Here is a 23,744-nt window from a genome sequence, read left to right on the forward strand (position 1 = left end):
CGGCCCTCGGGTCTTCGGGATCCTGCTAGAAGCGCGCGGGCTCGGTGTAGACGCCCCACACCTCGCGCAGCGCGTCGCAGATCTCGCCGAGGGTGGCCTCGGCGCGGACCGCGTCGAGCATGGACGGGATCAGGTTGCCCTCTCCCCTGGCCACCTCGACCATCGTGGCGAGCGCCCGCTCGACGGCCTGCCCGTCGCGGGCCGTCCTGCGCTCGGCGAGGACGCGGTTCTGCTCGCGCTCGACCTCGTGGCTGATCCTGAGGATCTCCAGCGGCTCGTCGATGGAGGCGGTGTGGCAGTTGACGCCGACGATCCGCTTCTCGCCCTTCTCCAGCTTGCGCTGGTAGTCGAAGGCCGCCTCGGCGATCTCGGACATGAACCAGCCGTCCTCGATGCCGCGCAGGATGCCGGACGTCATCGACCCGTCGGAGCCCATGTCCCGGACCTTGGCGAAGATCGCCTCCGCCTCGGCCTCGATCCTGTCGGTCAGCGCCTCCACGTACCAGGAGCCGCCGAGCGGGTCGGCCACGTTGACGACCTCGGTCTCCTCCATGATCACCTGCTGGGTGCGCAGCGCGATCTCGGCGGCCTTCTGCGAGGGCAGCGCCAGGACCTCGTCGAGGGCGTTGGTGTGCAGCGAGTTGGTGCCGCCGAGCACCGCGGCGAGCGCCTCGATCGCGGTGCGCACCACGTTGTTGTACGGCTGCTGCGCCGTCAGGGAGACACCGGCCGTCTGGGTGTGGAAGCGCAGCCACTGGGCCTTGTCGGTCTTGGCCCCGTAGACGTCGCGCAGCCACCGCGCCCAGATCCGCCTGGCGGCCCTGAACTTGGCGATCTCCTCGAAGAAGTCGATGTGCGCGTCGAAGAAGAACGACAGGCCCGGCGCGAAGACGTCCACGTCCAGCCCCCTGGACAGGCCGAGTTCGACGTAGCCGAACCCGTCGGCCAGGGTGAAGGCCAGCTCCTGCGCCGCCGTCGCCCCGGCCTCGCGGATGTGGTAACCGGACACGCTGAGCGGCTTGTAGGCCGGGATGTTCGTGGCGCAGAACTCCATCAGGTCGCCGATCAGCCGCAGGTGCGGCTCGGGGGCGAACAGCCACTCCTTCTGGGCGATGTACTCCTTGAAGATGTCGGTCTGCAGCGTCCCGTTGAGCCTGCCGACCGGCACCCCCTGGCGTTCCGCCGCGACGACGTACATGCAGAAGATCGGCACGGCGGGACCGCTGATCGTCATCGAGGTGGTGATGTCGCCGAGCGGGATGCCGTCGAAGAGCAGGTCCATGTCCAGCGCGGAGTCGATGGCGACGCCGCAGTGGCCGACCTCCCCGAGCGAGCGGGGGTCGTCGGAGTCGCGGCCCATCAGCGTCGGCATGTCGAAGGCGACGCTCAGCCCGCCGCCGCCCGCGCCGAGGATCATCTTGTAGCGCTCGTTGGTCTGCTTGGCGTTGCCGAACCCGGCGAACTGCCGGATGGTCCACGCCTTGCCCCGGTAGCCGGTGGGGTGCAGGCCTCGGGTGAAGGGGTACTCCCCCGGCCAGCCGATCCGTTCGAAGCGCGGATCGTCCTCCTTGGGCCCGTATACGGGCGCGACGTCGAGGCCGGAGAGCGTCCGGAACTCGGAATCACGCTTGGCTGCCTTGTCGAAACGCGCCTGCCAGCGCGCCCTGCCAGCCTCGATCTCCTCGGCGTCCATGGCCAACTCCCTCTAACGCCCTTGTACGGCTCGGCTTCTCGTGACGGCTTGTGGCCTCGAAAAGATACTAGGACGTCCTACTAATTTTTGGCCAGCATACGAGAAAGCGACCGGCCCCGCGATCAGCCCTCGAAGTCCCCCGCGGCCACCCTGATGGTCCTGAGCAGGCCGAACATCTGGCCGAGCTCCGCCTCGCCGTACATGGTCATGCCGAAACCGGCCGCCATCAGGTCGTCCGTCGCCTCGCTCACGACCTCCCGGCCCCGGGTGGTGATCTCGGCCAGCACCCCGCGGCCGTCGCGGGGGTTGCGCATGCGGCGGACCAGCCCGGCGCGTTCGAGGCGGTCGACGGTGTTCGTGACACTCGTCGGGTGGACCATCAGCCGCTCGCCGATGCGCGACAGCGGCAGCGCGCCGGACTTGCTGAAGGTCAGCAGCACCAACGCCTCGTATCGAGCGAAGGTCAAGTCATACGGTTTGAGCAGCGTGTCCAGTTGCGCCAGCAGGATCTGGTGCGCTCTCATGATCGACGTGACGGCGGCCATGGCCGAGGACTGTCCGAAATGAACGCGCCACGTCTCCGCGGCACGCTCGATGGGGTCGAACGGCAGATTCAGCTGACCTGTAGCCACAGGGTTACGTTAGCGCGGCCTCGTCCCCGTCCGCCCGTGCCCACAGGGCGCTGAACCGATGGCTTCGCCAAGAACCCGGACGTCAAACGTCACGCTCGGTTATGGTTCCCACATCGAATGGTGAGGGCGCGGCCAAATGGTCGCGCACGCTCAGTCCGGATCTGCGGGGGACGCCGACCGGACCGGTGGCCGAGGGGAACGGTCATCGAACATTCACAGCACGGGGGGTGCTTGATGAACGACGACTCGACGGCGCTTGTACGCCGTATGACCTATGGCACGTGTCCGAGCACGGACGGCACGGCGTGGACCGCTTCCACGCACGGCGGTGCGTGAGCACAGGGGCGTTTCACGCGAGGAACTCCAGCAGAGCGCGTTGGTGGCTGTCGCCGTCCTGCTCGTGCTCGGCGTGGTCGCGGCGTGGAGCGTCCTCATACCCGGCGTCAGCGCGTGGGAGAACGTCATCGCCGCGGTGATCGGCTCGCTGCGGCTCACCGGGCCCGTGGCCGCCGCCTTCGCCGCCTGGGTCGCGGTGCGCAGGCGGCGCGGGGCCAGGCGGCGCCCGCAGAGCGCGTGGCAGGCCGTGCGCGCGCCACTGGCCATCGCGGTGGTGGTGGCCGCGCCCTTCACCGCGACCGCGTTGATCATGGCGGTCAGGACCGTGCTCACCGAGCAGGCGGGGCTGCTGCTGCCCAGCGGGCTGGTGATGGGGGTCGCGGGCCTGACGCTGTACGTCGCGCTCGGATGGGTGACCGGGTGGCTGCTGCCCTGGACGATCACCCCGGTGTTCGCCGGGCTCGGCTGCTACGGCCTGTTCACCTGGCTGGCCAGGGGGCAGACCTGGACCGACCGCCTCACCCCCGCCACGCGGGAGCCGTACGACGTGTTCCGCGGGCTGAGCTCGACGGCCTTCACCGACCAGTCGCTGTGGCTGCTCGGCGTCAGTACGGCGTTGCTGCTCGGCTGGGCGGCACTGGTGACACGTCAGGCGCTGGCGCTGGCCGGGGCGCTGCTCGCGGTGCTCGCCGCGGGCACGGGGATGGCCAGGCTGCTCAGCCAGCCCGCGACCGTCTCGGCCCAGCGGGTGGTCTACAGCTGCCAGGAGTGGCCGATCACGGTCTGCGTGCACCCGGGGATGCGCACGGGGCTGCCCGAACTCGGCTCCGCGTTCGTCAAGATCGCCTCCCGTCTCGCGGGAACGCCCGGGGAGTTCTCCCGGCTTGAGCAGCGGCCCCGCAGCGACGCCGCGGCCCCCGCCTCCGGCGCCATCCCGATCCACGTGGACGACCTGTCGACCGGGTTCGCCGACGCGGCGGCCGACGAGTTCGTCGAGGGCCTGGCCCGGCAGTGCGACGGCAGCCCGGCGGCCGGATACCGCGACATCGTGATCGCCTGGCTGCGCGGAAAGCCGCTGCCCGGCGGGCCGCTGCCCGAGCACCAGTACGCCGCCGCCTGGTTCTCCGGGCTCACCGAGGCCCAGCGGCGCGAGTGGCTGCGGCTGAACTACGCCGACTTCGCGGCCTGCAGGCTGCGCGGCGACCTCTTCGGCGGGCAGGCCGTACAGGCGGCGCAGCCGTTCCAGACCGCCCGGCCCGCCCAGCCGTTCCGCCCCTTCCAGCCGGCCCAGCCGGTCCAGGACGGCGAGGCCTCGCCGCTCGTCCCACGGGAGCAGCTCGCCGCCCCGGAGCAGCCGGGCCGGGTACGGCGCGCCGGACACTCGGGACGGATGACGGCTCCCCGGCGGCAGGTCGGGCAGGAGAACGGCATGAGCCGTCACGAGGAGTGTGCCGCCCGGGGCGCGGACGGGGGAACGAGACAGGCGCGTCCGGCCCACCACGAATGACATGATCGGCATAGGCTTCGGCACGGGAGCGTGGTCCGTCCGGGACCGCCCGATATGAGAGCGCCGATCCGGATGAGTCGTTCCACGCGGGAAGACGGCCCCTCCTCCGGCCGCCCGCGTGAGAACGCGGCCACCGAGGGAAGGAGACCGCCGTGAACGCCCCCTTGGAAGCGCCGCCGCAACCGGCGTCCGCGCCGCCCCCGCGCAGGGGCGCGCGCCTGCTCGCCGGGCTGCTCGTCACCGTCGTCCTGCTCGTCGTGGGCGCCCGTCTGGCCTGGTCGTGGCTGAACCCGTTCGGCGAGAACACCGTCGACCGCAGTCAGCCCGCGCTGCTCGAATCCATCCACAACCTCAGCCGTTTCGAGGCGGCCACCGGCAACTTCCAGGTCGTCGTGGACCTGGAGAAGGACGCCCCCTTCCTGCCCGACGCCATCAAGGGCAGCCGTACCCTCTTCGTCGGCGCGGGCGGGGTGGACGCCTACGTCGACTTCGGCGGCCTGGCCTCGGGCGCGCTGACCGTCTCCCCCGACCGCAGGCAGGTCACGGTACGGCTGCCGCACGCCCAGCTGGAGAAGCCCAACCTCGACAACAGGCGCTCCTACGTCTACGCCCAGGAGCGCGGTCTCTTCGACCGGGTCGAGGACTTCCTGTCCTCCTCCCCCGGCGACCAGCAGGAGCTCTACGTGCTGGCCGAGAAGAAGATCGCGGATGCGGCGCAGGCCAGTGACCTGCGCACCCGCGCCGACCAGAACACCAAGATCATGCTTCAGGGCATGCTCGGCGGGCTCGGCTTCGAGAAGGTCACCGTCGACTTCGCCGCCCAGCCCTGACACCCGGCTCTGAGCCTCCCAGCCCTGAGCCGCCCGGCTCCGAACGGCCCGGCCCTGATCGGTGTTCCGGTCAGGGCCTTCGACCGGCCGGTGCCGGTCGGTCGATACCGCTCAGTCGATGGCGCTCAGTCGATGGCGGCCAGCAGTTCGTCGGCCGCGCGGTAGGGGTCGAGTCCCTCGTCGAGCACCCGGCGGGCCAGCGCGTCCAGACGCCGGTCGCCGTGCAGGTGCGCGAAGCGTGAGCGGAGGGTGGCCAGCGCGATCGCCTCGATCTCGTCCCTGGCCCTGGCCTGACGTCTGCGCCCGAGCTCGCCCGACTCCTCAAGGTGGGCCCAGTGCGCGTCGAGGGCGTCGACCACGTCCTGCGCCCCTTCGCCCCGGTAGGCGACGGTCGGCACGATCGGCGGCTTCCAGTCCCGTGCGACCAGGGCGATCATGTTGCGCAGTTCCCTGATGGCCGCCTGAGCGCCGTCACGGTCGGCCTTGTTGACCACGAACACGTCGGCGATCTCCAGGATGCCCGCCTTGGCCGCCTGCACGCCGTCCCCCATGCCCGGGGCGAGCAGCACGATGGTGGTGTCGGCCAGCGAGGCGATGTCCACCTCCGCCTGGCCGACCCCGACGGTCTCGACCAGGATGACCTCGCACCCGGCGGCCTCCAGGACGCGCAACGCCTGGGGGGTCGCCCATGACAGACCGCCCAGATGCCCCCGGCTCGCCATCGAGCGGATGAACACCTCGGGGTCGGTCGCGTGGTCCTGCATCCGCACCCGGTCGCCGAGCAGGGCGCCGCCGGTGAACGGCGAGGACGGGTCGACGGCGAGCACGCCGACCCTTCTGCCCTGCTCGCGGAAGGCCCGCACCAGCATCCCGGTCGAGGTCGACTTGCCCACGCCGGGAGAACCGGTCAGCCCGATGATCCTGGCCCTGACCGGACGCTCCGCGCAGAGCCTGGCCATGATCTCTCTGAGCAGGGGCGAGCCGTTCTCCACCAGGGAGATCAACCTGGCGACCGCGCGAGGCTGCCCGGCCCGTGCCCGCGCGACCAGATCGGAGACGTCGGCCTGCGGGAGGTGCCCGTTCCCCGTGGCCGCGGGCCGCTCGCGGGTCACCGGTCCCGGGTCTCGCACCGTCACGCCGAGGGGACCCGGATGATCAGGGCGTCACCCTGGCCACCGCCGCCGCACAGTCCCGCCGCGCCGAGGCCACCGCCACGGCGCCTGAGCTCGTGGGCGAGGGCCAGCACGATGCGGGCTCCCGACGCCCCGATCGGGTGACCGACGGCGATGCCGCCGCCGTTGACGTTGATCTTGTCGAGCGGGACGCCGAGCTCCTTGGCCGACTGCAGGACGACCTGGGCGAAGGCCTCGTTGATCTCCAGCAGGTCGAGATCGTCGACGGAGAGCCCCTGCTTGTCCAGGGCGTGCCTGATGGCGTTGGCCGGCTGGGACTGCAGGGAGTTGTCCGGACCGGCGACGTTGCCGTGCGCGCCGATCTCGGCCAGCCATTCGAGCCCGAGTTCCTCGGCCTTGGCCTTGGACATCACGACGACCGCGCAGGCGCCGTCGGAGATCTGCGAGGCGGAACCCGCGGTGATCGTGCCGTTCCTGCCGAAGGCGGGGCGCAACCGGGCCAGGGCCTCGACGGTGGTGTCGGCGCGCACGCCCTCGTCTGCGGCGAAGACCACCGGCTCGCCCTTGCGCTGCGGGATCGTCACCGGGACGATCTCGTCGTCGAGCACACCGTTCTTGATCGCCGCGGCGGCCAGCTCGTGCGAACGGGCGGAGAAGGCGTCCTGCTCCTCACGGGTCAGGCCGAGGCGCTCGTTGTGCCGCTCGGTCGACTCGCCCATGGACACCTGGTCGTAGGCGTCGGTGAGGCCGTCGTGCGCCATCGAGTCCACGATGCCCGCCTCGCCGTACTTCACCCCTCTGCGCAGGCCGGGCAGCAGGTGGGGGGCGTTCGACATGGACTCCATGCCGCCTGCGACCACGACGTCGAACTCGCCCGCCCTGATGAGCTGGTCGGCGAGGGCGATGGCGTCGAGGCCGGACAGGCAGACCTTGTTGATCGTCAGCGACGGCACGGTCATCGGGATTCCGGCCTTGACGGCGGCCTGACGGGCGGGGATCTGCCCCGCTCCGGCCTGCAGGACCTGGCCCATGATCACGTACTGCACGGCCTCGGGAGCGACGCCTGAACGCTCCAACGCGGCCTTGATGGCGATGCCGCCGAGCTCGACGGCCGAAAGACCGGACAGCGAGCCGAGCAGCCGCCCGATGGGGGTACGAGCTCCGGCGACGATGACGGAACCAGACATAGCAGGGCCTCCCTGGCGGGGCTTGGGACGACTTTGCCACCATACCCATGGGTACCCGAGTAGCCGCCATGGAGGTTGGACATATGTTCATGCGGATCGATCATGTGGGAATCGCCTGCCACGACCTTGAGGAGAAGATCGCATTCTTCGAGCGGACCTTCGAGCTGACCGTGGTCGCCCGCGAGGTCAACGAGGAGCAGGGCGTCAAGGAGGCGATGCTGCACATCGCCGACGGCAACGGGGGCGGGTCGTACATCCAGCTCCTCGAACCGCTCGGCCCCGACACACCCGTCGGGAAGTTCCTCGCCAAGCGGGGTGAGGGGGTCCATCACGTGGCCTTCGGGGTCCCGGACGTCGCCGAGGCGATGCGGGAGATCGGCGACCGGGGCGTCAGGCTTCTCGACGAGGCTCCCCGGCACGGCACGATGGGTTCCTCCATCGCTTTCCTGCATCCCAAGGATGTCGGCGGAATGCTCACCGAACTCGTTCAGGCGCCAAAGCACTAAAGGCGCACCATGTCAAATGTAAGAAACGTTCGTACGTAACAAGTCGCGCAGAAAGCCAGAGGAGACCGACAACTCGGCGACTCCAGAGTACGCTGGCCTACCACCGGACGTGTGGATCCCCGCCACGGCTCCGCCTCGGATGTCCGACCAATCCCCCGTCCGGCCCGTGTAGCCGCCTCGACAACCCAGGATCGAGCCTCCATGCAGTCCGACATCGACGCCCAGCTCAACAATTTCTTCGAAGACGCCCCCGCTCGGGAATTCGACGTGGTGCTCCGAGGCTATGACCGGCACCAGGTCCACGACCATCTGAAGCAAGTCGACAACGAACTGCGCCAGACCAGGGAACAGCTCCAGGGCCTGCAACGAGAACTCGCCGACTCCCAGCGTCAGCTTCAGGAGCAGGAGCGTCCGACCTACTCGGGGCTGGGCGCCCGTATCGAACAGCTGCTGCGTCTGGCCGAGGAGCAGGCCACCGAGTTGGTCCAGGCCGCTCGTTCAGAGGCGAACGAGATCAAGGCCGCGTCCAAGGTCGAGGCCGCGGACCTGCGTGCCGCCGCGGAGAACGAGGCGGCGGAGAAGCGCGCCCTCGCCACCCGCGAGGCCGACGACATGCGCACCACCGCCGAGCGGGACGCCGACGAGATCCGTTCGACCGCTCGCCGTGAGGCCGACGAGCTGACCGCCACCACCGAGCGCGAGGTCGCCAAGCTCAGGGCGACCGCCGACCACGAGGTCGCGGAGAAGCGCGCGGACGCCGAGCGTGAGATCGCCAAGCTGCGCACCACCACCGAGCGCGAGGTCGCCCAGCTGCGCGCCTCGACCAAGCGCGAGCGCGACGAGATCCTGACCACCGCCAAGCGCCAGGCCGACGAGATGCGCGCCCAGGCCCAGCGGGTCCTTGAGGAGTCCGAGGCCAAGCGCGCCCAGGACGAGGCCGAGTTCGAGATCCAGCTCGCCTCCCGCCGCGAGGAGGCCGAGCGCCAGGAGGCCGAGCGCCACGCCACCGCGCAGGCCAACACCCAGAAGCTGGTCTCCGAGGCCGAGCAGCGCGCGGCGACCGCCGAGCAGCGCGCGACCAAGGCGACCCAGCAGGCCGAGCAGACCCGCCGCGAGGCCGACACCCACGCCAAGCAGCTGCTCGCCAACGCCCGCAAGAACGCCGACCAGCTCGTGGCGGACGCCAAGTCCAGCGCCGAGTCGATCGTCTCCGAGGCCAAGTCCGAGGCCGAGCGCAGCCGTACGGTCGCCCAGCGCCAGGTCGACGAGCTGACCCGCCAGCGCGACAGCATCACCAGCCACCTCGCGCAGCTGCGCCAGCTGCTCGGCGGCGCGCCGCTGCCCGCGGCCGACCCCGAGCCCGCGATCGCCGCGGCGCCGCCCAAGCCGGCCATCCCGGCCTCCAACGGCAGCGAGAAGCCGCTCGCGCCCGCCGCGAAGTCGCCCGCCAAGGACGACGACGCGGAGTGGTGGCAGGAGTAGTCCCCCGCCTGGCGAGGCGTCACGACGGCTACACATGACGGCTACGAGAGAGCCTGGCGACCCTGAGGGTCGCTAGGCTCTCTTGTCACGTTCCCCGCCGTTCCCCCACCGCCAGGAGCACCAGTGTCCGAAGCGTCCCAGCCGCCCCAGGCGTCTCCGGCGCCTCAACCGCCCCAGGCGGCCGACGCCGCCCGGCCCGCCGTGCCGAAGGCCAGGCCCGAGTTCGCCGAGCCGTACGGCAAGCCGGGCAAACCGCTGACGAGGAACCCGTTCCTGATCGGGCTGACCGGGGGCCTGGGGATACTGACGGCCTGGGCGCTGGCCCAGGCGCTGATCACGGCGCGCAGCGTGATCGTACTGGTCGTCGTGGCGATGTTCCTCGCCGTCGGGCTCAACCCGGCGGTCGAGGCGTTACAGCGGCGCAGAATGCCCCGCCGGGGGGCGATCTCGATCGTCTTCGGCGGGGTGATCCTGTTCTTCGTGCTGTTCGGTCTGGCGATCGTCCCGCCGGTGAGCCGGGAGGCGGCCTCCTTCGTCAGCGCGGTGCCCGGCTACGTCAGGGAGCTGCTGGCCAACCCCACGCTGAGGGCACTGGACAGCGACTACCAGATCCTCACCAGGATCGGCGACTACGTCACCAACGGCGGCCTGGCCCAGGCCGTGGCCGGCGGCCTGGTCGGTGCCGGCGCCGTGGTGTTCGACACGTTCTTCTCCGGCTTCACGCTGCTGGTGCTGACGCTGTACTTCCTCGGCTCGCTGCCCTCGATCAAGGACTACCTCTTCCGGCTCGTGCCGAGCAGCCGCAGGGAGCGGACCAGGGCGCTGGGCGACGAGATCCTCGACGGCATCGGCGGTTACGTGGCCGGGAACCTGCTGATCTCGGTGATCGCCGGGGTGACCACCTGGGTGTTCCTCGCGGTGCTGAACATGCCCTACGCGCTGGCCCTCGCCCTGGTCGTGGCGGTCGCGGACCTGATCCCGCTGGTCGGGGCGACGATCGGCGCCGTGCTGGTGACGCTGGTCGCGCTGCTGCAGTCCTGGACGCTCGGCGTGGCCTGCGGGGTCTTCTTCCTGATCTACCAGCAGATCGAGAACTATCTGATCTATCCGCGCGTCATGAAGCGCTCGGTCGACGTGGCCCCCGCGGTCACCGTGATCGCCGCGTTGTTCGGCGGCGCGCTGATGGGCATCGTCGGGGCGCTGCTGGCCATCCCGGTGGCCGCGGCGATCGCGTTGATCATCCGTGAGGTCGTGCTTCCCCGGCAAGCCCGGCTGTGAAGGCGGCCACGGCGCCGTTGAACGCCTCTGGCTGTTCGAGCGCGCTCAGGTGCCCGGCCCGCTCGATCACGGCCAGCCGCCCGTCGGGTACGGCCTCGACCATCGCCCGCGCTTCGGCGACCGGGGTGGTCTCGTCCTCCTCCCCCACGATCACCAGGGCGGGGACCGTGAGCCCGCGCAGGGTGTCGAAGGAGTCGGGACGGCCCGCCATGGCCCGTTGCGCCCAGGCGACCGCCCCCGGCGGGGCCGACTCGATCAGGGCGCGCACCCGGCCGAAGACCATCGCCCTGCTGCGCGCGGTCGTCCTGCCGACCATCGCGGGCATGATCTCCCCGGCCAGGAAGGAGGAGCCCTCCGCGAGCACGGTCGTGGCGACGCGTTCGCGGTACGCCCTGGCCTCCTCGGTGTCGGCGCTCGCCTTGGTGTCGGCGAGCACCACTCCGAGCAGCCGATCGGGGTGGCGCCTGCACATGGCCATCGTCACGTAGCCGCCCATGGACTGGCCGACGACGACGGCCCTGTCGATCTTCCGGTGGTCGAGCAGGCGCGCCACGTCATCGGCCATCACGTCGACGGAGGGCTCCTGGTCACCGAGTGGGGAGCCGCCGAAGCCACGCAGGTCGGGGGTGATGACCTCGCAGGAGGAGGACAGTCCCTCCCGCTGGGTCAGCCACATGGCCGAGGAGAGCGGGAAGGCGTGCAGCAGGATGACCGGGAGTCCCTGCCCGGCTGATCGCGTGTACATGAGCACGCTGTCCACCGTAGCCCCGCCGTCCGTGATTCGCGGACCCTATCCCTCGCCGGGCACCTCGCCGAGCATCTCGTGGGGTACCTCGTGGGGCAGCGGATGGGCCGCCGGATTGACGCGCCGTACGATCTCGTTCAGGACGATCCGCACGTACGGCTCGCCGACCCACAGGTGTTTCGCGCCCTCGACCCCGACGACCTCGGCCTGCGGCACCCGCGCGAAGCGGGCCTTGGCCTCCTGCGGCCTCAGGTAGTCGTCGAACTCGGGGACCAGCGCCGTCAGCGGACGGCCGAAGGCCGCCCAGGCGTCGAGGTCGGCGTCGGTCGCCCGGCGCAGCGGCGGAGAGAGCAGGACGGCCCCCGTCACCAGCGGGTCGCGGCCCCATTTGAGCGTCAGCTCGGTGCCGAAGGACCAGCCGACCAGCCAGACGTTCGGCAGGTCGTGGAACTCGGCGTACTCCAGCGCCGCGGCGACGTCGAAGCGCTCCTCCTCGCCGTCGCCGAAGACCCCCTCCGAGGAACCGCGCTCGGAGGAGGTGCCGCGCGTGTTGAACCGCAGCACCGCCAGGTCCGCCAGCGCGGGCAGCCGGTTGGCGGCCTTGCGGTACAGGTGGCTGTCCATCATGCCGCCGTGCGTGGGCAGCGGGTGCAGGCAGACCAGCGTCGCGACCGGCGGCCTTCCCGGGGGAAGGGCCAGCTCTCCGACGAGCCTCAGCCCGTCGCCGGTGTGCAGCTCGATCGGCTCCCTGCGCGCGGGCAGCACCGTCGAGGACCTGATCTCCATGTCTGTTCCGTGTCTCCTCACCGGCGGCCGGAGTGCCGCCGTTTTTCCGTACCCGGCCCGGTGTTCGGCGCCGGGTCTCAGTATCGGCTCCGGCCTGGACCGCGCCGTATCCGGTTGCGCCAGCACGCGGTGTGCCAGTGCCTGCGTTCCTGCTCTCCGCCCCGCCAGGCGGGCCAGCTCACCAGGTGCGGAACGCCCGGTCTGAGTTCCTGGTCACAGCCGGGGCACCGGTAGACCTTGTCCGCGCCCGCGCCGGTGACCCGGCGCACGAACCAGTCGCCGTCCGGCCACTCCTCGACCTGGTCGACGCCGGGCACCGAGGAGCCGACGGGGCGTGCGGGGCTTCCCCGTCCGTCGCCCCGGTCGAAGGGGTCGATCCGGCGGGCTCTGCGGGGGCTCATGACAGGCCGCGAATGCTTCGCACGCCGGCCGTGACGAGCTGGTCGAGCAGCGGCGCGGGGGCGAAGGCCGGGTCGCGGTACTCGGCGTAGAGGGCGCGCAGTCCGTCGCGGACGGTTTCCAGGCCCAGCGCGTCGATCATCTCGAACGGCCCCGCCGGGTATCCGCAGCCGAGCCGCATGGCCGCGTCGATGTCCTCGGTCCCTGCGTAGCCCGAGTCGTACATCCGCACGGCGTCGTTGAGGTACGGGTACAGCAGGGCGTCCACGACGAACTCGGCCCGGTCCTTGCAGTGCACCGGGACCCGGCCGACGATCTTGGTCAGTCCCTCGACGGCGCATGTCGCCTCCGGCGAGGTGAGCACGGTCGAGGCGACCTCGGCCAGCCTGTCCCCGACCAGGTGCAGGCCGACCAGGCGCCTGGGGTGCGGCAGCCGCGCGGCCAGTTCGATCACGGGGGTGTGCGACAGCGCGATGACCACGTCGGCGGTTTCCACCGCGCCCTCAAGCGCGTCCTCCGCCTCGCCCGCCGTCACCGTCTCCAGGGCGGTCGTCCTGAACCCGGCGTCGCCGAGCCTGGCCGCGAACTCGCGCGCGCCCTCACCGAGCACCGCGACGGAGCTGACCGTGGGCTTGCCCGACGCCGGAGGGGTGGCAACGGCCTGCCCGTCGTAGAAGCCCGCTCCCGTCTTACGGCCGAGCAGGCCCGCGGTGACCAGCTCCCGCAGGATCGGCGCGGGGGCGTGGCGGCGGTCGCGTGTCTCCTGGAACAGCACGCACATCACCTCGTAGGAGGTGTCCAGGCCGATCAGGTCGAGCAGCGCGAAGGGGCCCATCGGCACGCCGACGCCGAGTTTCATCGCGGCGTCGATGCCGTCGCGGGTGGCCAGGCCGTTCTCCAGCAGGACGGCGGCGTGGTTGAGGTAGGTCAGCAAAAGCCGGTTGACCACGAATCCGGCGCGGTCGCCGACGCTCACCGGCGTCTTGCCGAGCCGCCGCGCCAGGGCGGCGATCTCCTCGGCCAGGCCGTCCTCGGTGACCACCGTGTGGACCACCTCGACCAGCCTCATGACCGGCGCGGGGTTGAAGAAGTGCATGCCGACGACGCGTCCCGGCCTGCCGGTCGTGGCCGCGATCTCGGTGACGGAGAGGGAGGAGGTGTTGGTCGCGAGCACCGCGGACGGCTTGCAGATCCGGTCCAGGTCGGTGAACAGGGCCCGCTTGAAGTCCATGACCTCGGGGATGGCCTCGATGACGAGGTCGGCGTCCGCGAGGTCCTCCCGCGAGGTCGTCAGGGTGATCCGGCCGAGGATCTCGGCCCGCTCCGCCTCGCTCAGCCTGCCCTTGGCCAGGGCCCGTCCGGTCGAGTTCTCCAGGTTGTCCCGGCCTCGCCCGAGCGCGTCGGGATCGGCCTCGACACCGATCACCCTGAGCCCCGCGCGGGCGAAGACCTCCGCGATCCCCGCCCCCATCGTGCCGAGCCCGACGACTCCGACCTTCTCAAAGCTCCGCGTCATGCCGCCAGTCTCCCAGAGCCCATCACCTCCCCCCAAAACCAACCCAGATAACCAACCGGTAGCAACCCCGACGCCTCTTCCCGGTACCGTCCGGCGAAATCAAAGCAGTCGGTGAACGGATGAAGCCCTGTCGTCCTCGACGACGGACCACGCTCTCGCCGCGCGGCGAGAGCGGTCGCCCGCGATCGAGGCTCGACGTCTAGAGACCCCGCGCCACCGGCCTCCCCGCCCGATAGACCGCGCGGACCCGGCGTACGTCGTCGATGTGGTGGACGGGATCGCCGTCGACGACGAGAAGGTCGGCGTCATAACCGGGAGCGACACGGCCTTTGCGGTGCCCGAGGCCGCAGGACTCGGCGGCGAGGGAGGTGACGGAGGCGAGCGCTTCGACATTGGTGGCGACCTGTGCGGCGAAGTAAACGAGATCGCCGGGAAGTACGTCATGAGGTTTGTGAGGGTTGATGCCCGCGTCGGTGCAGCAGACGACGCGCACGCCATGGCGTTGCATGTAGGCCTGGTTCTCCCAGTAGGGCTCGATGGTCTCCAGGACCTCGGGAGGCATCCCCTCACGGGGTTTGACGACCGTACAGCCGACGAAGGTGCCGGCCGCGGCCATGGCGTCAACGGTCCGAGGGTCGAGCCGCACCCCTGACCGCGTCATGAACGTGCAGTGTTCGATGCCGTCGACTCCGGCTGCCACGGCGTCGGTGATTCCCGCCGCAGCGTGCGCGTGCGCGGTGACAGGCAGTCCCAGCCCGTGAGCGGTCCGGGTGACCGCCCGCAGATCCGCCAGACCGTACTGCGATCCCCCGGGGTTGGTCCCCTTGGTGGACATGCCCCCCGTTGCCATGACCTTGACGAGGTCGGTCCCGTGTTCGGCGCGGGAGGTGACGGCGGCGACCAGTTCCTCCGCCCCTTCGGCCTCTCCGCCGAGGTACCAGCAGTGTCCACGGTTACCGGTGATGGGAGGGCCGGCCGCGAGGATCTGAGGGCCCGGTTCCCCCGTGGCGTACTCGTCGCGCAACCGTAGCGAGAGATATCCACGGTCGCCGAGGTCGCGAAGGGTGGTGATGCCGGCGTGCAACGCCTGGGCGGCGTGTTCCCGCATTCGCGTCATGACGGTGGCGTCATCGTCGTGAAGCATCTGGTGTTCGGTGTTGCCGTTCGGGTCGAACGCCAGGTGGGTGTGCGCGTCCACCAGTCCCGGCATGAGGGTCACGGCCCCCAGGTCCGCCAGCGCCACCCCTTCCGGCGGGGGAGCGCCGGTGAGGTCGACGTCAACGATCCGGCCGTCTTCGATCAGGACCATGACCGGACGCGGATGCGCGGTCTCTCCGTCGAACAGGCGCGCACCGCGGACAGCCAGTCGAGAATCTCTCACGAACGCACTCCCATTATGGTCATGAATAATTCTCCGTTTCGGAACTCCTTACCACCGGTGAAAAGACTGCGTTCGGTGGCGCAAGCACCGGTGGCACGATCCGTCCCAGGTGAATTCATCTCCCGGGGGCATCGGAAATCGTAGGTCACCGTGGCCCGAAGTCGATAACGACCGATCAGCCCGGCGGGTGAGAAACGGCGGCGAAAAGACCGTCGGCGCAGGTGAGGCATATGATTCCGTCGCCTGAACGGCGTGGCGGGCAGGGGTTGTTCCGGGTCACCGAAACAATCAGCCTCGGGCCTTTCTCGTTTCTCCTCCTCGCGGGCACCGCCCGACCGATGCGAATGCGGCATCGACCGTGTCCGCACCGGAAGCCCGGTCCCGACACGGCTTGGCGAAAGACGGCGGCAGCGGGCACAACGCAACCTGATCGATTCCGATCACCGCCAAAACGACGGGGACAGGCGCCAAAGCTCTTCGGCCAGGAAGGGATACACCGCCGATCACCTCACCTGCTCCGAGCCGCCCGCCGTTCCTCGGTCGCGGGCGGAACGGCAGGATCGGAAACGGGTCACGGAGCGAACCGGGCGAAGAACCTCCTCGTCCTGTCGTGGAACCGGCCTTCGTCGGCGGTGAAGCCCCTATGGACCGCCTCATATCCGCGACGACGCGGGATATGAGGCGATCCGGAACCGGCGACGAGCGGCTGGGTCTAGGCTTGGGTGCCATGCGTCTGGTCATCGCGCGGTGCAGCGTGGATTACGTGGGAAAGCTCACCGCTCATCTTCCGATGGCGCCCAGGCTCATCCTGATCAAAGCCGACAGTTCGGTCTCCATCCATGCGGACGACCGGGCGTTCAAGCCTCTGAACTGGATGAACCCGCCCTGCAAGCTCCGTGAGGAGGAGGGCACCTGGACGGTCACGCACGGCAAGACCGGGGAGAAGCTCGTCCTGACGATGGAGGAGATCCTGCACGACTCCAGCCATGAGCTGGGGGTCGACCCCGGCCTGGTCAAGGACGGGGTCGAGGCCCACCTGCAGGAGCTGCTGGCCGAGCACATCACCACGCTGGGCGCGGGCTGGACACTGGTCCGCCGCGAGTACATGACGGCGATCGGCCCGGTGGACATCCTCTGCCGTGACCACACCGGCGCCTCGGTCGCCGTCGAGCTCAAGCGCCGGGCGAACATCGACGCCGTGGAACAGCTGACCCGCTATCTGGAGCTGATGAACCGCGACCCGCTGCTCGCGCCCGTCAGCGGGATCCTGGCCGCCCAGGCCATCGTGCCGCAGGCCAGGACCCTGGCCGAGGACCGCGGCATCCGCTGCGTGACCCTCGACTACGACGAGCTGCGCGGCATCGAGCGCACCGACACCCTGTTCTGAGACCACTGTCACGACGCCGCTGTCCTCCGTTCGGAGGACAGCGGCGTTCCACCGGTCGTGGGTGCCGCCGAAGCCGTACGAGGCGGACGCTTGAGGCATGGATACGGCGGTGAAGGTACGTGGCCTGACCAAACGGTACGGCGACGTGCAGGCGGTCGGGGGCATAGACCTCGACATCCACGCGGGCGAGGTGTTCGCGATCCTCGGCCCGAACGGCGCGGGCAAGTCGACCACGGTTGAGATCCTCGAAGGGCACCGGACCAGGGACGCGGGCGAGGTCAGCGTCCTGGGTGCCGACCCCGGCAGGCCGACCCGGGACTGGCGTTCCCGGATCGGGATCGTGTTGCAGACGGCCAACGACATGACAGAGGCGACGGTCGGGGAGACCGTACGGCACTTCGCCGGGTACTACCCGGCTCCGCGCGACCCGGACCAGGTCATCGAGCGGGTGGGCCTGACGGACAGCGCGGGCAAGCGCGTCCGGCAGCTCTCCGGAGGGCAGCGGCGACGGCTGGACGTGGCGCTCGGGGTGATCGGCGATCCTGAGCTGCTCTTCCTCGACGAGCCGACCACCGGGTTCGACCCGGAGGCCAGGCGGCGGTTCTGGGAGCTGATCCGGGACCTGGCGGGCCAGGGGACCACGATCGTGCTGACCACCCACTACCTGGACGAGGCCGAGGCGCTGGCCGGCCGGGTCGCCGTGGTCTCCGGCGGCCGGGTCGTCGCCGAGGGCGAGCCCGCGACGCTGGGCGGGCGGGCCAACGCCAAGGCCAGGGTGAGCTGGTCGGACGGGGGCGAGCGGCGCACGCTGGAGACGGACACCCCGACCGGGACCGTGCTCGAACTGACCCGGCGCTTCGACGGGGAGGTTCCCGAGCTCACCGTGACCAGGCCGACCCTGGAGGAGATCTACCTCGGGCTCGTCACCCCCTCCGAGGTGACCTCATGAGCCGGACGACCACCCATGTCCCCCTTTGGAGACCGTCCGCGGCACGACTGGGGCTGTCGCGGGCGGCCATCGAGACCCGGATGTTCCTCCGCGAACGGGACGCGGTCATCTTCGTCTTCTCCCTCCCGATCATCCTGCTGGCGATCTTCGGGGCGATCTTCAGCGGCACCCTTGAGGGAAGCGGCGTCAGCGTCGCCCAGCTGTACGTGTCGGGGCTGATCGGCTCGGCGGCGATGACGGGCTTCCAGAACCTCGGTATCGGCATCGCGATCGACCGTGACGACGGCACGCTCAAGCGGCTCGCGGGCACACCGCTGCCGCGTTCCTCCTACTTCGTCGGCAGGGCGTTGCAGACGCTGTTCCTGTCGCTGTGCCAGGTGGTGCTGCTGCTGGCCGTCGGGGTGCTGGCCTTCGGACTCGACCTGCCCATCCGGGTCTCGGCCTGGGTGACCTTCTCCTGGGTCTTCGTGCTCGGCGTGCTGTCCTCGGCGCTGCTGGGCGTGGCGGCCAGCAGCCTGCCCCGCTCGGGCCGGAGCGCGAGCGCGGTGATCTCCATGCCGTTCGTGGTGCTGCAGTTCGTCTCCGGGGTGTTCATCCCGGTCAGCCAGCTGCCCTCATGGCTGGTGAACATCGCCTCGGTGTTCCCGCTGAAGTGGATGTGCCAGGGCTTCCGCTCGGTCTTCATCGGTGACGCCGGGGCCACACTTGAGGTCGCCGGGTCCTACGAACTGGACCGGGTCGCCATGGTCCTGGGAGCCTGGGTCGTCGGAGGACTGGTGCTGTGCCTGCTGACGTTCCGGTGGAAGAGCCGCCGCGACGGATGACCCCTGAGGAACGGCCCCGTCCGGGCGGTGACCCGGCGGGGCCGAACACGTGGGAGTCGTCACCGGCCGTCTGGGAGATCCTGCTGGTCCCGGCGATTCTGCTGCCGGTCGTGCTCGTCGTCACCGGCGACATGACCGTGCCGGGGAAGGCGGTCGCGGCGGGCTGCCTGCTCGCCGCCGAGGTGCCGGGATGACGCCCGCCCCCGGGGAACGGCACGCCTACCACCGCATGGACGGCTGGGAGCGGCTCTATCTTCTCGACCTCATCGTCTCCGTCGCCTTCGTCCTCCTCGACGACGCGCTCACCGTCGCCTGGAAGGCGGTCGTGCTGTGCCTGCTGGGCGGTTGCACGGCGGCCTACGTGTTCCTGGGCAGGCGCATCCCAGGGGGACCGTACGGCACGAACGGGCGCGCCTACGTGGTGCTGTCGATCGTGCTCTTCACCCCGGTCTCGGTGCTCTGCCCGCCGACCCGTTTCCTGCTGTTCGCCTTCGGGCCGCAGTACTACATCCTGCTGCCGAAGCGGCAGGCGATGCTCGCGACCGTGGCGCTGAACGTGGCCCCCGTGCTGTGCCTGCCCCTGTTGCCCTCCAGTGGGGAGGACCTGCTCGCGTTGTCCGTCATCGGGCTGCTCTCGCTGGCCTCGAACCTGGTCTTCGGGCCCTGGATCCAGGATGTCGTCGAGCAGAGCAAGGGACGCGCCCTCCTCATCGAGGAGCTGGAGAACAGCCGTGCCGAGGTGGCCAGGCTCTCGGCGGCGCAGGGGGCGGCGGCCGAGCGGGAACGGCTGGCCGGGGAGATCCACGACACCCTGGCTCAGGGCTTCACCAGCATCATCATGTTGCTGCAGCAGCCGGACGAGCGGCGGATCGGGCTGGCCGTGCGGACGGCGAGGGAGAACCTGGCCGAGGCCCGCGCGCTGATCGCCGCGCTCGGCCCGGCGCCGCTCGACGGCTCGACGCTGGAGGAGGCGCTGGGGCGGATGGTCTCCCGGTTCGGCGAGGAACTGGCCGTCACCGCCTCGTTCGGGGTGAGCGGCGAGTCGCAGCCGATGTGGACCGGGGCCGAGGTCGTCCTGCTGCGCGCGGCGCAGGAGGCGCTGGCGAACGTCCGCAAGCACGCCCGCGCCTCGGCCGTCACGGTGACGCTGGACCATCTTCCCTCCGCGGCCCGGCTGACCGTCCGCGACGACGGCGTGGGGCTCGGGCCCTCGGCCGCCGACGGGTACGGCCTGCGCGGCATGCGCGCGCGGGCCGAGCAGGTGGGAGGGTGTCTGTCGCTGACGGCCGCCGCCGGCGAAGGCACCGTCCTGGAGATCACCGTCCCCGTTTCCCCGGCGACGGTCAGACGAGGAGTTTGACGAGTGCTACGACTGATGATCGTCGATGACCACCCCGTGGTCCGTGAAGGCCTGCGGGGCATGCTTGAGGCGGCGCCGGAGATCACCGTGGTCGGGGAGGCCGCCTCCGGGGACGAGGCGGTGGCGCGGGCCGTGCAACTGCGACCCGAGGTGATCCTGATGGACCTGCGGATGCCGAACGGCGACGGGGTCAGCGCGACCTCGCGCATCCTGGCCGCCCTGCCGCGGAGCCGGGTGATCGTGCTGACCACCTACGAGACGGACCAGGACATTCTGCGGGCGGTCGAGGCCGGGGCGGCCGGTTACCTGCTGAAGGACACCTCGCGGGCCGACCTGCTGGCCGCGATCGCCTCCGCCGCGCGTGGGGAGACGGTGCTGTCGCCGTCCGTGGCGACCCGGCTGGTGACCAGGATGCGCGCCCCGGCGGCCGAGACCCTGTCGCCGCGCGAGGCCGAGGTGCTGGCGCTGGTGGCCGAGGGGCTCACCAACGCCGAGATCGGCCGGGCGCTGTTCATCAGCGAGACCACGGTGAAGACCCACCTGCTACGGGTCTTCGGCAAGCTGGGGGTCTCCGACCGTACGGCCGCCGTCACCACCGCTTTGGACCGTGGGTTCCTCGTCCGCTGAGGCCCTTCACGGACGTGGGTGACTTGACTGCCCAGTCAGGCTCGTGACCTTCTTGCATGAAGTGTGCAAGCAACAGGACACTTACTCTTCCGCAAAAAGGATCTTGCACCCATAATGGGGGATTCCGGGGGCCAGGATCATGAGGTGGAAGTGATAAAACGAGCATTTGTCAACCCCACGTCAAGGCGGGGTGCTTGACATGAACGGCCGGCCTTACCGGGGAATGTCAGCGGAGGAACGTCTCGCCGAACGACGGGAACGTTTGATCTGCGCGGCGTACACCCTCTATTCCGACCCCGGATTCCCAGAGACGACGATCGAGAGGCTGTGCGCCACGGCGCGCATCTCCAACCGCGCGTTCTACGAATGTTTCTCCGGGCGCACCGAACTCATGCGGGCACTGCACGAGAGGTGCGTCCAGGAGGCCGTCTCGGCGGTGGCGAAGGCCGTCGAGGAGGCTCCCGACACCCTGCTCGGCAGGGTCGAGGCGGGCATCACGGAGTACATCAACTTCGTCACCGAGGACAGAAGACGCGCCCGGATCATGCACCTGGAGGTGCGCAGGGCGGGCGACTGCCTCACCACCTCACGGCAGCAGGCCGTACGGGCCTTCGCGAGGATCGTCGCAGCCGGTGCCCTCGGTCCTCCGGACACGGTCGGGGTCAACCGGCACCTGCTCACGCTGGGCATGATCGGCGCCGTCCACGAACTGCTCATCGAGTGGGTGCTGGCCGAGGACCCGCCCCCGGTCTCCGACCTGGTCGGTACGGCCGTGCACATCTTCCACCGGTCGTTCGCGACATGACCGCCAGGTGAGCCCACCCGTCCCCCTCGCCCCGGTCGTCCCCGGGGCGTGGGGGGTCAGGCGACCGCGGCCATGGGCACCTCGACGATGAGCACCCGGTTGAGGCGGGTCACCGCCAGCACCCGCATGACCCGGACGGGCACCCCTCTCAGCACCAGGCGGCGCCCGGTCTCAAGCGCCCGGCGGTGCGTGCCGACCAGCACGCCCAGGCCGGTGGCGTCGATCATCTCAAGTCCGGAGAGATCGACGATCAGATCACCGTCACCGGAGTCGACCGCGCTGTGCAGTCGCGGGCGCACCACGGCTACGGTGCCCACGTCGAGGCGGTTGCCCACCACGACCACCTGCGCCCCGGGCTTTCCAACGGCGCGCATACCCCCTCCTCAGACCGATCTCGGCGCCACCTCGGTCGGCCGACCACGTGCACATCGGACCGTGTGAAAGCCCTGTCCCAGGACTGGGCTTTCTGCCGTCATGAGGAGCCCTTGCCCCCTTCTGGGAGAAAGATGCTGTTCATAACCAACCTTTTTCCTGCGCGACACGGATCGCGGTGATCCGGTTGGTCGCGCCGAGCTTGGTGATGGAGCTGGACAGGTAGTTGCGCACCGTCCCCTCGGTGAGGTGCAGTGAGGCCGCGATCTGGGCGACCGTCGCCCCCTGGGAGGCCAGGGACAGGGCGTCGCGCTCGCGTTCGGTGAGCGGGTTCTCCCCCGCCATCATCGCCGAGGCGGCCATCTCGGGGTCGAGATATCGGCCGCCCGCGTGGATCTTGCGGATCGCCGCCGCCAGTTCCTCGGCCGAGGCGTCCTTGGGGACGAACCCGCGCACCCCCGCGGCCAGCGCCCTCCTCAGGTAGCCCGGCCGCCCGAAGCTGGTCAGGATCAGCACGGCGTGACCGGGCAGTGTCTCGGCCACGCTCAGCCCGTCCATCCCCGGCATCTCGATGTCCAGCACCACCACGTCCGGGCTGTGATCCTGTACGGCCTGTGCCACCAGGTCGCCCCTGGACACCTCGGCGACCACCTCGATGTCCGGCTCCAGGCCGAGCAGCGTGGCGATCGCCCTGCGGATCAGGTGCGCGTCGTCTGCCAGCAGAACCCGGATCATCGTGCCCCCTCCAGCGGGATCGTGGCCCGCAACCTGAACTCCCCCGCGCCCTCGCCCGCGCCCGCGGTGAGGACCCCGCCCATCGCCGTCACCCGCTCCGACATGCCCGTCAGCCCGGTGCCGCCGCGCCCGCCCGGCCCGGTGGCGCCGTCGTTGGTCATCTCCAGCACCGCCGTACCCTCCCGCAGGGTGATCGCGATCCGGCAGCGGGTCGCCGAGCTGTGCCTGAGCACGTTGGTCGTGCCCTCCCTGATCACCCAGGCCAGCAGCGTGGCCGCCTCGTCGGGGACCCCCTCCTTCGGGAGTTCGAGGGAACAGCCGATGCCGCCCGCCTCAAGCACGGCCGTCATGCTGCGCAACTCGGCGTCGAAATCGACCGTGCGGTAGCCGCGCACCGCCGTACGGATCTCCTTGAGCGCCTCGCGTGCCAGCACGCGCACCTCGCCCATCTCCGCGGCGGCCCGCTCGGCGTCCACGGCCGACAACTTGGCGGCGACCTCGCTCTTGAGCGCGATCGCGGACAGGCTGTGCCCGACCAGGTCGTGCAGGTCACGGGAGAAGCGCAGCCGTTCCTCGGTCACCGCCAGCCTGGCCATGGCCTCCTTGCCCTCCTCGGCCGCTCTGACCACCTTCCAGAACCAGAGCTGGAAGCGGTTGGCCCACGGCATGAACATGGCCATCGCGAGGAAGGTCGCTATCGCGAGGGCGGAGGTGTCGTCGAGCCCGAGACGTCCGCTGGGCACGACGAGCACCGCGACGGCCGCCGCGCCGACGGACACGGCGATCGCCCCTCTCCTGTCCAGCAGCAGGGCCGCGCCCGAGGACCAGGCGACGGCCAGGAGCCCGAGGGACCACAGCTCACCGTGCAGGGACACCAACATGACCAGGACGAGCGCGCCGGAGGCGATCATCTCGCGGGTCGCCCTGACCCCGGCGATCGAGGCTCTGACCATCTGCACGTACAGGATGCTGAAGGCGGCCGTCCCCGCCATATCGAAGATCGTCAGAGGGGCCAGGAGGTGCCGGCCCTGCGCGGTGAGCCTCACGAAGGTGCCGAGCCAGGCGAAGGCCACGCCGATCAGCAGCGTGCCGACGGTCGACCTGCGCAGCCGCTCGACACTCGTACGCCCGGGATGGCACCACAGCGACATCCGCAGCTTGCCGAGGACGGTCTTCCAGGACGGACGTCCGGGCTCTCCGGAGAACACCGGCGAGGCGGGAGGCATGTCGCCTCCCGCCTCCCCTGTGTCACTTTTTGTCTGCATCTCGCGGTA

The 23,744-nt window shown here is 70.2% G+C and carries 24 protein-coding genes; 12 read left to right on the forward strand and 12 right to left on the reverse strand.

From position 1 onward, the window contains the following. Positions 1-25: 25 nt before the first annotated feature. Together icmA and ABT340_RS06345 are read right to left on the reverse strand one after the other, a co-directional pair. Positions 26-1,693 carry a coenzyme B12-dependent isobutyryl-CoA mutase large subunit gene (icmA, locus tag ABT340_RS06340; protein WP_352009622.1) on the reverse strand — a complete coding sequence of 556 codons (1,668 nt, stop codon included), beginning with the start codon at positions 1,691-1,693 and terminating at the stop codon, positions 26-28. Between the two features lie 122 nt (positions 1,694-1,815). Further along, a complete protein-coding gene (locus ABT340_RS06345) occupies positions 1,816-2,325 on the reverse strand; it encodes a MarR family winged helix-turn-helix transcriptional regulator (RefSeq protein WP_352009623.1) in 510 nt (169 codons plus the stop codon). Positions 2,326-2,653: 328 nt separating this feature from the next. On the opposite strand from ABT340_RS06345, the gene ABT340_RS06350 reads away from it, so the two are divergent. Beyond that, a complete protein-coding gene (locus ABT340_RS06350; RefSeq protein ID WP_352009624.1) occupies positions 2,654-4,168 on the forward strand; it encodes a hypothetical protein in 1,515 nt (504 codons plus the stop codon). 152 nt (positions 4,169-4,320) lie between these two features. Continuing rightward, a complete protein-coding gene (locus tag ABT340_RS06355; protein ID WP_352009625.1) occupies positions 4,321-4,998 on the forward strand; it encodes a DUF4230 domain-containing protein in 678 nt (225 codons plus the stop codon). A gap of 125 nt (positions 4,999-5,123) precedes the next feature. Here ABT340_RS06355 and meaB read toward each other — a convergent pair whose 3' ends face one another. Together meaB and ABT340_RS06365 are read right to left on the reverse strand one after the other, a co-directional pair. Then, positions 5,124-6,047 (reverse strand): methylmalonyl Co-A mutase-associated GTPase MeaB, encoded by a 924-nt coding sequence (meaB, locus tag ABT340_RS06360; protein WP_352010160.1) that lies wholly within the window; start codon positions 6,045-6,047, stop codon positions 5,124-5,126. A gap of 83 nt (positions 6,048-6,130) precedes the next feature. Beyond that, a complete protein-coding gene (locus tag ABT340_RS06365; RefSeq protein WP_352009626.1) occupies positions 6,131-7,318 on the reverse strand; it encodes an acetyl-CoA C-acetyltransferase in 1,188 nt (395 codons plus the stop codon). A gap of 83 nt (positions 7,319-7,401) precedes the next feature. Between ABT340_RS06365 and mce the strand changes: the two genes are divergently transcribed. From mce to ABT340_RS06380, 3 genes are all read left to right on the forward strand, one after another. Continuing rightward, positions 7,402-7,824, forward strand: a complete 423-nt coding sequence (gene mce / locus ABT340_RS06370) for a methylmalonyl-CoA epimerase (protein WP_352010161.1) — start codon at positions 7,402-7,404, stop codon at positions 7,822-7,824. Between the two features lie 201 nt (positions 7,825-8,025). Further along, on the forward strand, positions 8,026-9,306 hold the full coding sequence (locus tag ABT340_RS06375) for a DivIVA domain-containing protein (protein ID WP_352009627.1): 1,281 nt from the start codon (positions 8,026-8,028) through the stop codon (positions 9,304-9,306). A 123-nt stretch (positions 9,307-9,429) separates the two neighbouring features. Then, positions 9,430-10,584: an AI-2E family transporter gene (locus tag ABT340_RS06380; RefSeq protein WP_352009628.1), complete on the forward strand. Its 1,155-nt coding sequence runs from the start codon at positions 9,430-9,432 to the stop codon at positions 10,582-10,584. Here the strand turns inward: ABT340_RS06380 and ABT340_RS06385 are convergent. From ABT340_RS06385 to ABT340_RS06405, 5 genes are all read right to left on the reverse strand, one after another. Beyond that, a complete protein-coding gene (locus tag ABT340_RS06385) occupies positions 10,544-11,329 on the reverse strand; it encodes an alpha/beta fold hydrolase (RefSeq protein ID WP_352010162.1) in 786 nt (261 codons plus the stop codon). The two genes, ABT340_RS06380 and ABT340_RS06385, sit on opposite strands and share 41 nt — an antisense overlap. Before the next feature lie 45 nt (positions 11,330-11,374). Next, positions 11,375-12,115 carry an alpha/beta hydrolase gene (locus tag ABT340_RS06390; RefSeq protein ID WP_352009629.1) on the reverse strand — a complete coding sequence of 247 codons (741 nt, stop codon included), beginning with the start codon at positions 12,113-12,115 and terminating at the stop codon, positions 11,375-11,377. A gap of 77 nt (positions 12,116-12,192) precedes the next feature. Beyond that, on the reverse strand, positions 12,193-12,516 hold the full coding sequence (locus ABT340_RS06395; RefSeq protein ID WP_352009630.1) for an Rv1322 family protein: 324 nt from the start codon (positions 12,514-12,516) through the stop codon (positions 12,193-12,195). Next, complete coding sequence (locus tag ABT340_RS06400) at positions 12,513-14,030, reverse strand: 3-hydroxyacyl-CoA dehydrogenase family protein (protein ID WP_352009631.1); 1,518 nt, start codon at positions 14,028-14,030, stop codon at positions 12,513-12,515. Before ABT340_RS06400 ends, ABT340_RS06395 begins: the two co-directional genes overlap by 4 nt. A gap of 199 nt (positions 14,031-14,229) precedes the next feature. Then, the gene (locus ABT340_RS06405) at positions 14,230-15,411 is read right to left on the reverse strand and encodes an amidohydrolase family protein (protein WP_352009632.1); all 1,182 of its coding nucleotides are present in this window, start codon (positions 15,409-15,411) and stop codon (positions 14,230-14,232) included. Positions 15,412-16,138: 727 nt separating this feature from the next. Here ABT340_RS06405 and nucS point away from each other — a divergent pair. From nucS to ABT340_RS06440, 7 genes are all read left to right on the forward strand, one after another. Then, positions 16,139-16,798 (forward strand): endonuclease NucS, encoded by a 660-nt coding sequence (gene nucS, locus ABT340_RS06410; protein ID WP_352009633.1) that lies wholly within the window; start codon positions 16,139-16,141, stop codon positions 16,796-16,798. Positions 16,799-16,895: 97 nt separating this feature from the next. Next, positions 16,896-17,747 carry an ABC transporter ATP-binding protein gene (locus ABT340_RS06415; RefSeq protein ID WP_352009634.1) on the forward strand — a complete coding sequence of 284 codons (852 nt, stop codon included), beginning with the start codon at positions 16,896-16,898 and terminating at the stop codon, positions 17,745-17,747. Next, on the forward strand, positions 17,744-18,571 hold the full coding sequence (locus tag ABT340_RS06420; RefSeq protein WP_352009635.1) for an ABC transporter permease: 828 nt from the start codon (positions 17,744-17,746) through the stop codon (positions 18,569-18,571). The genes ABT340_RS06415 and ABT340_RS06420 overlap by 4 nt, the downstream gene beginning before the upstream one ends. Then, positions 18,568-18,765, forward strand: a complete 198-nt coding sequence (locus ABT340_RS06425; RefSeq protein WP_352009636.1) for a hypothetical protein — start codon at positions 18,568-18,570, stop codon at positions 18,763-18,765. The genes ABT340_RS06420 and ABT340_RS06425 overlap by 4 nt, the downstream gene beginning before the upstream one ends. Next, positions 18,762-19,931: a sensor histidine kinase gene (locus tag ABT340_RS06430; RefSeq protein WP_352009637.1), complete on the forward strand. Its 1,170-nt coding sequence runs from the start codon at positions 18,762-18,764 to the stop codon at positions 19,929-19,931. Before ABT340_RS06425 ends, ABT340_RS06430 begins: the two co-directional genes overlap by 4 nt. Before the next feature lie 3 nt (positions 19,932-19,934). Then, positions 19,935-20,558, forward strand: coding sequence for a response regulator (locus tag ABT340_RS06435; protein ID WP_352009638.1), 624 nt, complete (start codon positions 19,935-19,937; stop codon positions 20,556-20,558). Positions 20,559-20,757: 199 nt separating this feature from the next. Further along, complete coding sequence (locus ABT340_RS06440) at positions 20,758-21,363, forward strand: TetR/AcrR family transcriptional regulator (protein WP_352009639.1); 606 nt, start codon at positions 20,758-20,760, stop codon at positions 21,361-21,363. 56 nt (positions 21,364-21,419) lie between these two features. Here the strand turns inward: ABT340_RS06440 and ABT340_RS06445 are convergent, their stop codons facing one another. From ABT340_RS06445 to ABT340_RS06455, 3 genes are all read right to left on the reverse strand, one after another. Further along, positions 21,420-21,737 carry an STAS domain-containing protein gene (locus ABT340_RS06445; protein ID WP_352009640.1) on the reverse strand — a complete coding sequence of 106 codons (318 nt, stop codon included), beginning with the start codon at positions 21,735-21,737 and terminating at the stop codon, positions 21,420-21,422. Between the two features lie 139 nt (positions 21,738-21,876). Continuing rightward, positions 21,877-22,470: a response regulator transcription factor gene (locus tag ABT340_RS06450; protein WP_352009641.1), complete on the reverse strand. Its 594-nt coding sequence runs from the start codon at positions 22,468-22,470 to the stop codon at positions 21,877-21,879. Further along, positions 22,467-23,696: a sensor histidine kinase gene (locus ABT340_RS06455; protein ID WP_352009642.1), complete on the reverse strand. Its 1,230-nt coding sequence runs from the start codon at positions 23,694-23,696 to the stop codon at positions 22,467-22,469. The genes ABT340_RS06450 and ABT340_RS06455 overlap by 4 nt, the downstream gene beginning before the upstream one ends. Positions 23,697-23,744: the final 48 nt, after the last annotated feature.

It is taken from the genome of Streptosporangium sp. NPDC000239 (genome assembly GCF_040300765.1).
Lineage (GTDB): Bacteria > Actinomycetota > Actinomycetes > Streptosporangiales > Streptosporangiaceae > Streptosporangium.

What these genes read in the sequence shown, in the direction of transcription:
- ABT340_RS06385 (WP_352010162.1), bottom strand. Translation starts at nt 11,329, where the DNA reads ATGTACACGCGATCAGCCGGGCAGGGACTCCCGGTCATCCTGCTGCAC.
- ABT340_RS06390 (WP_352009629.1), bottom strand. Translation starts at nt 12,115, where the DNA reads ATGGAGATCAGGTCCTCGACGGTGCTGCCCGCGCGCAGGGAGCCGATC.
- ABT340_RS06415 (WP_352009634.1), top strand. Translation starts at nt 16,896, where the DNA reads ATGGATACGGCGGTGAAGGTACGTGGCCTGACCAAACGGTACGGCGAC.
- ABT340_RS06445 (WP_352009640.1), bottom strand. Translation starts at nt 21,737, where the DNA reads ATGCGCGCCGTTGGAAAGCCCGGGGCGCAGGTGGTCGTGGTGGGCAAC.
- ABT340_RS06400 (WP_352009631.1), bottom strand. Translation starts at nt 14,030, where the DNA reads ATGACGCGGAGCTTTGAGAAGGTCGGAGTCGTCGGGCTCGGCACGATG.
- ABT340_RS06365 (WP_352009626.1), bottom strand. Translation starts at nt 7,318, where the DNA reads ATGTCTGGTTCCGTCATCGTCGCCGGAGCTCGTACCCCCATCGGGCGG.
- ABT340_RS06430 (WP_352009637.1), top strand. Translation starts at nt 18,762, where the DNA reads ATGACGCCCGCCCCCGGGGAACGGCACGCCTACCACCGCATGGACGGC.
- ABT340_RS06450 (WP_352009641.1), bottom strand. Translation starts at nt 22,470, where the DNA reads ATGATCCGGGTTCTGCTGGCAGACGACGCGCACCTGATCCGCAGGGCG.
- ABT340_RS06455 (WP_352009642.1), bottom strand. Translation starts at nt 23,696, where the DNA reads ATGCCTCCCGCCTCGCCGGTGTTCTCCGGAGAGCCCGGACGTCCGTCC.
- nucS (WP_352009633.1), top strand. Translation starts at nt 16,139, where the DNA reads ATGCGTCTGGTCATCGCGCGGTGCAGCGTGGATTACGTGGGAAAGCTC.
- icmA (WP_352009622.1), bottom strand. Translation starts at nt 1,693, where the DNA reads ATGGACGCCGAGGAGATCGAGGCTGGCAGGGCGCGCTGGCAGGCGCGT.
- mce (WP_352010161.1), top strand. Translation starts at nt 7,402, where the DNA reads ATGTTCATGCGGATCGATCATGTGGGAATCGCCTGCCACGACCTTGAG.
- ABT340_RS06440 (WP_352009639.1), top strand. Translation starts at nt 20,758, where the DNA reads ATGAACGGCCGGCCTTACCGGGGAATGTCAGCGGAGGAACGTCTCGCC.
- ABT340_RS06425 (WP_352009636.1), top strand. Translation starts at nt 18,568, where the DNA reads ATGACCCCTGAGGAACGGCCCCGTCCGGGCGGTGACCCGGCGGGGCCG.
- ABT340_RS06395 (WP_352009630.1), bottom strand. Translation starts at nt 12,516, where the DNA reads ATGAGCCCCCGCAGAGCCCGCCGGATCGACCCCTTCGACCGGGGCGAC.
- ABT340_RS06420 (WP_352009635.1), top strand. Translation starts at nt 17,744, where the DNA reads ATGAGCCGGACGACCACCCATGTCCCCCTTTGGAGACCGTCCGCGGCA.
- ABT340_RS06375 (WP_352009627.1), top strand. Translation starts at nt 8,026, where the DNA reads ATGCAGTCCGACATCGACGCCCAGCTCAACAATTTCTTCGAAGACGCC.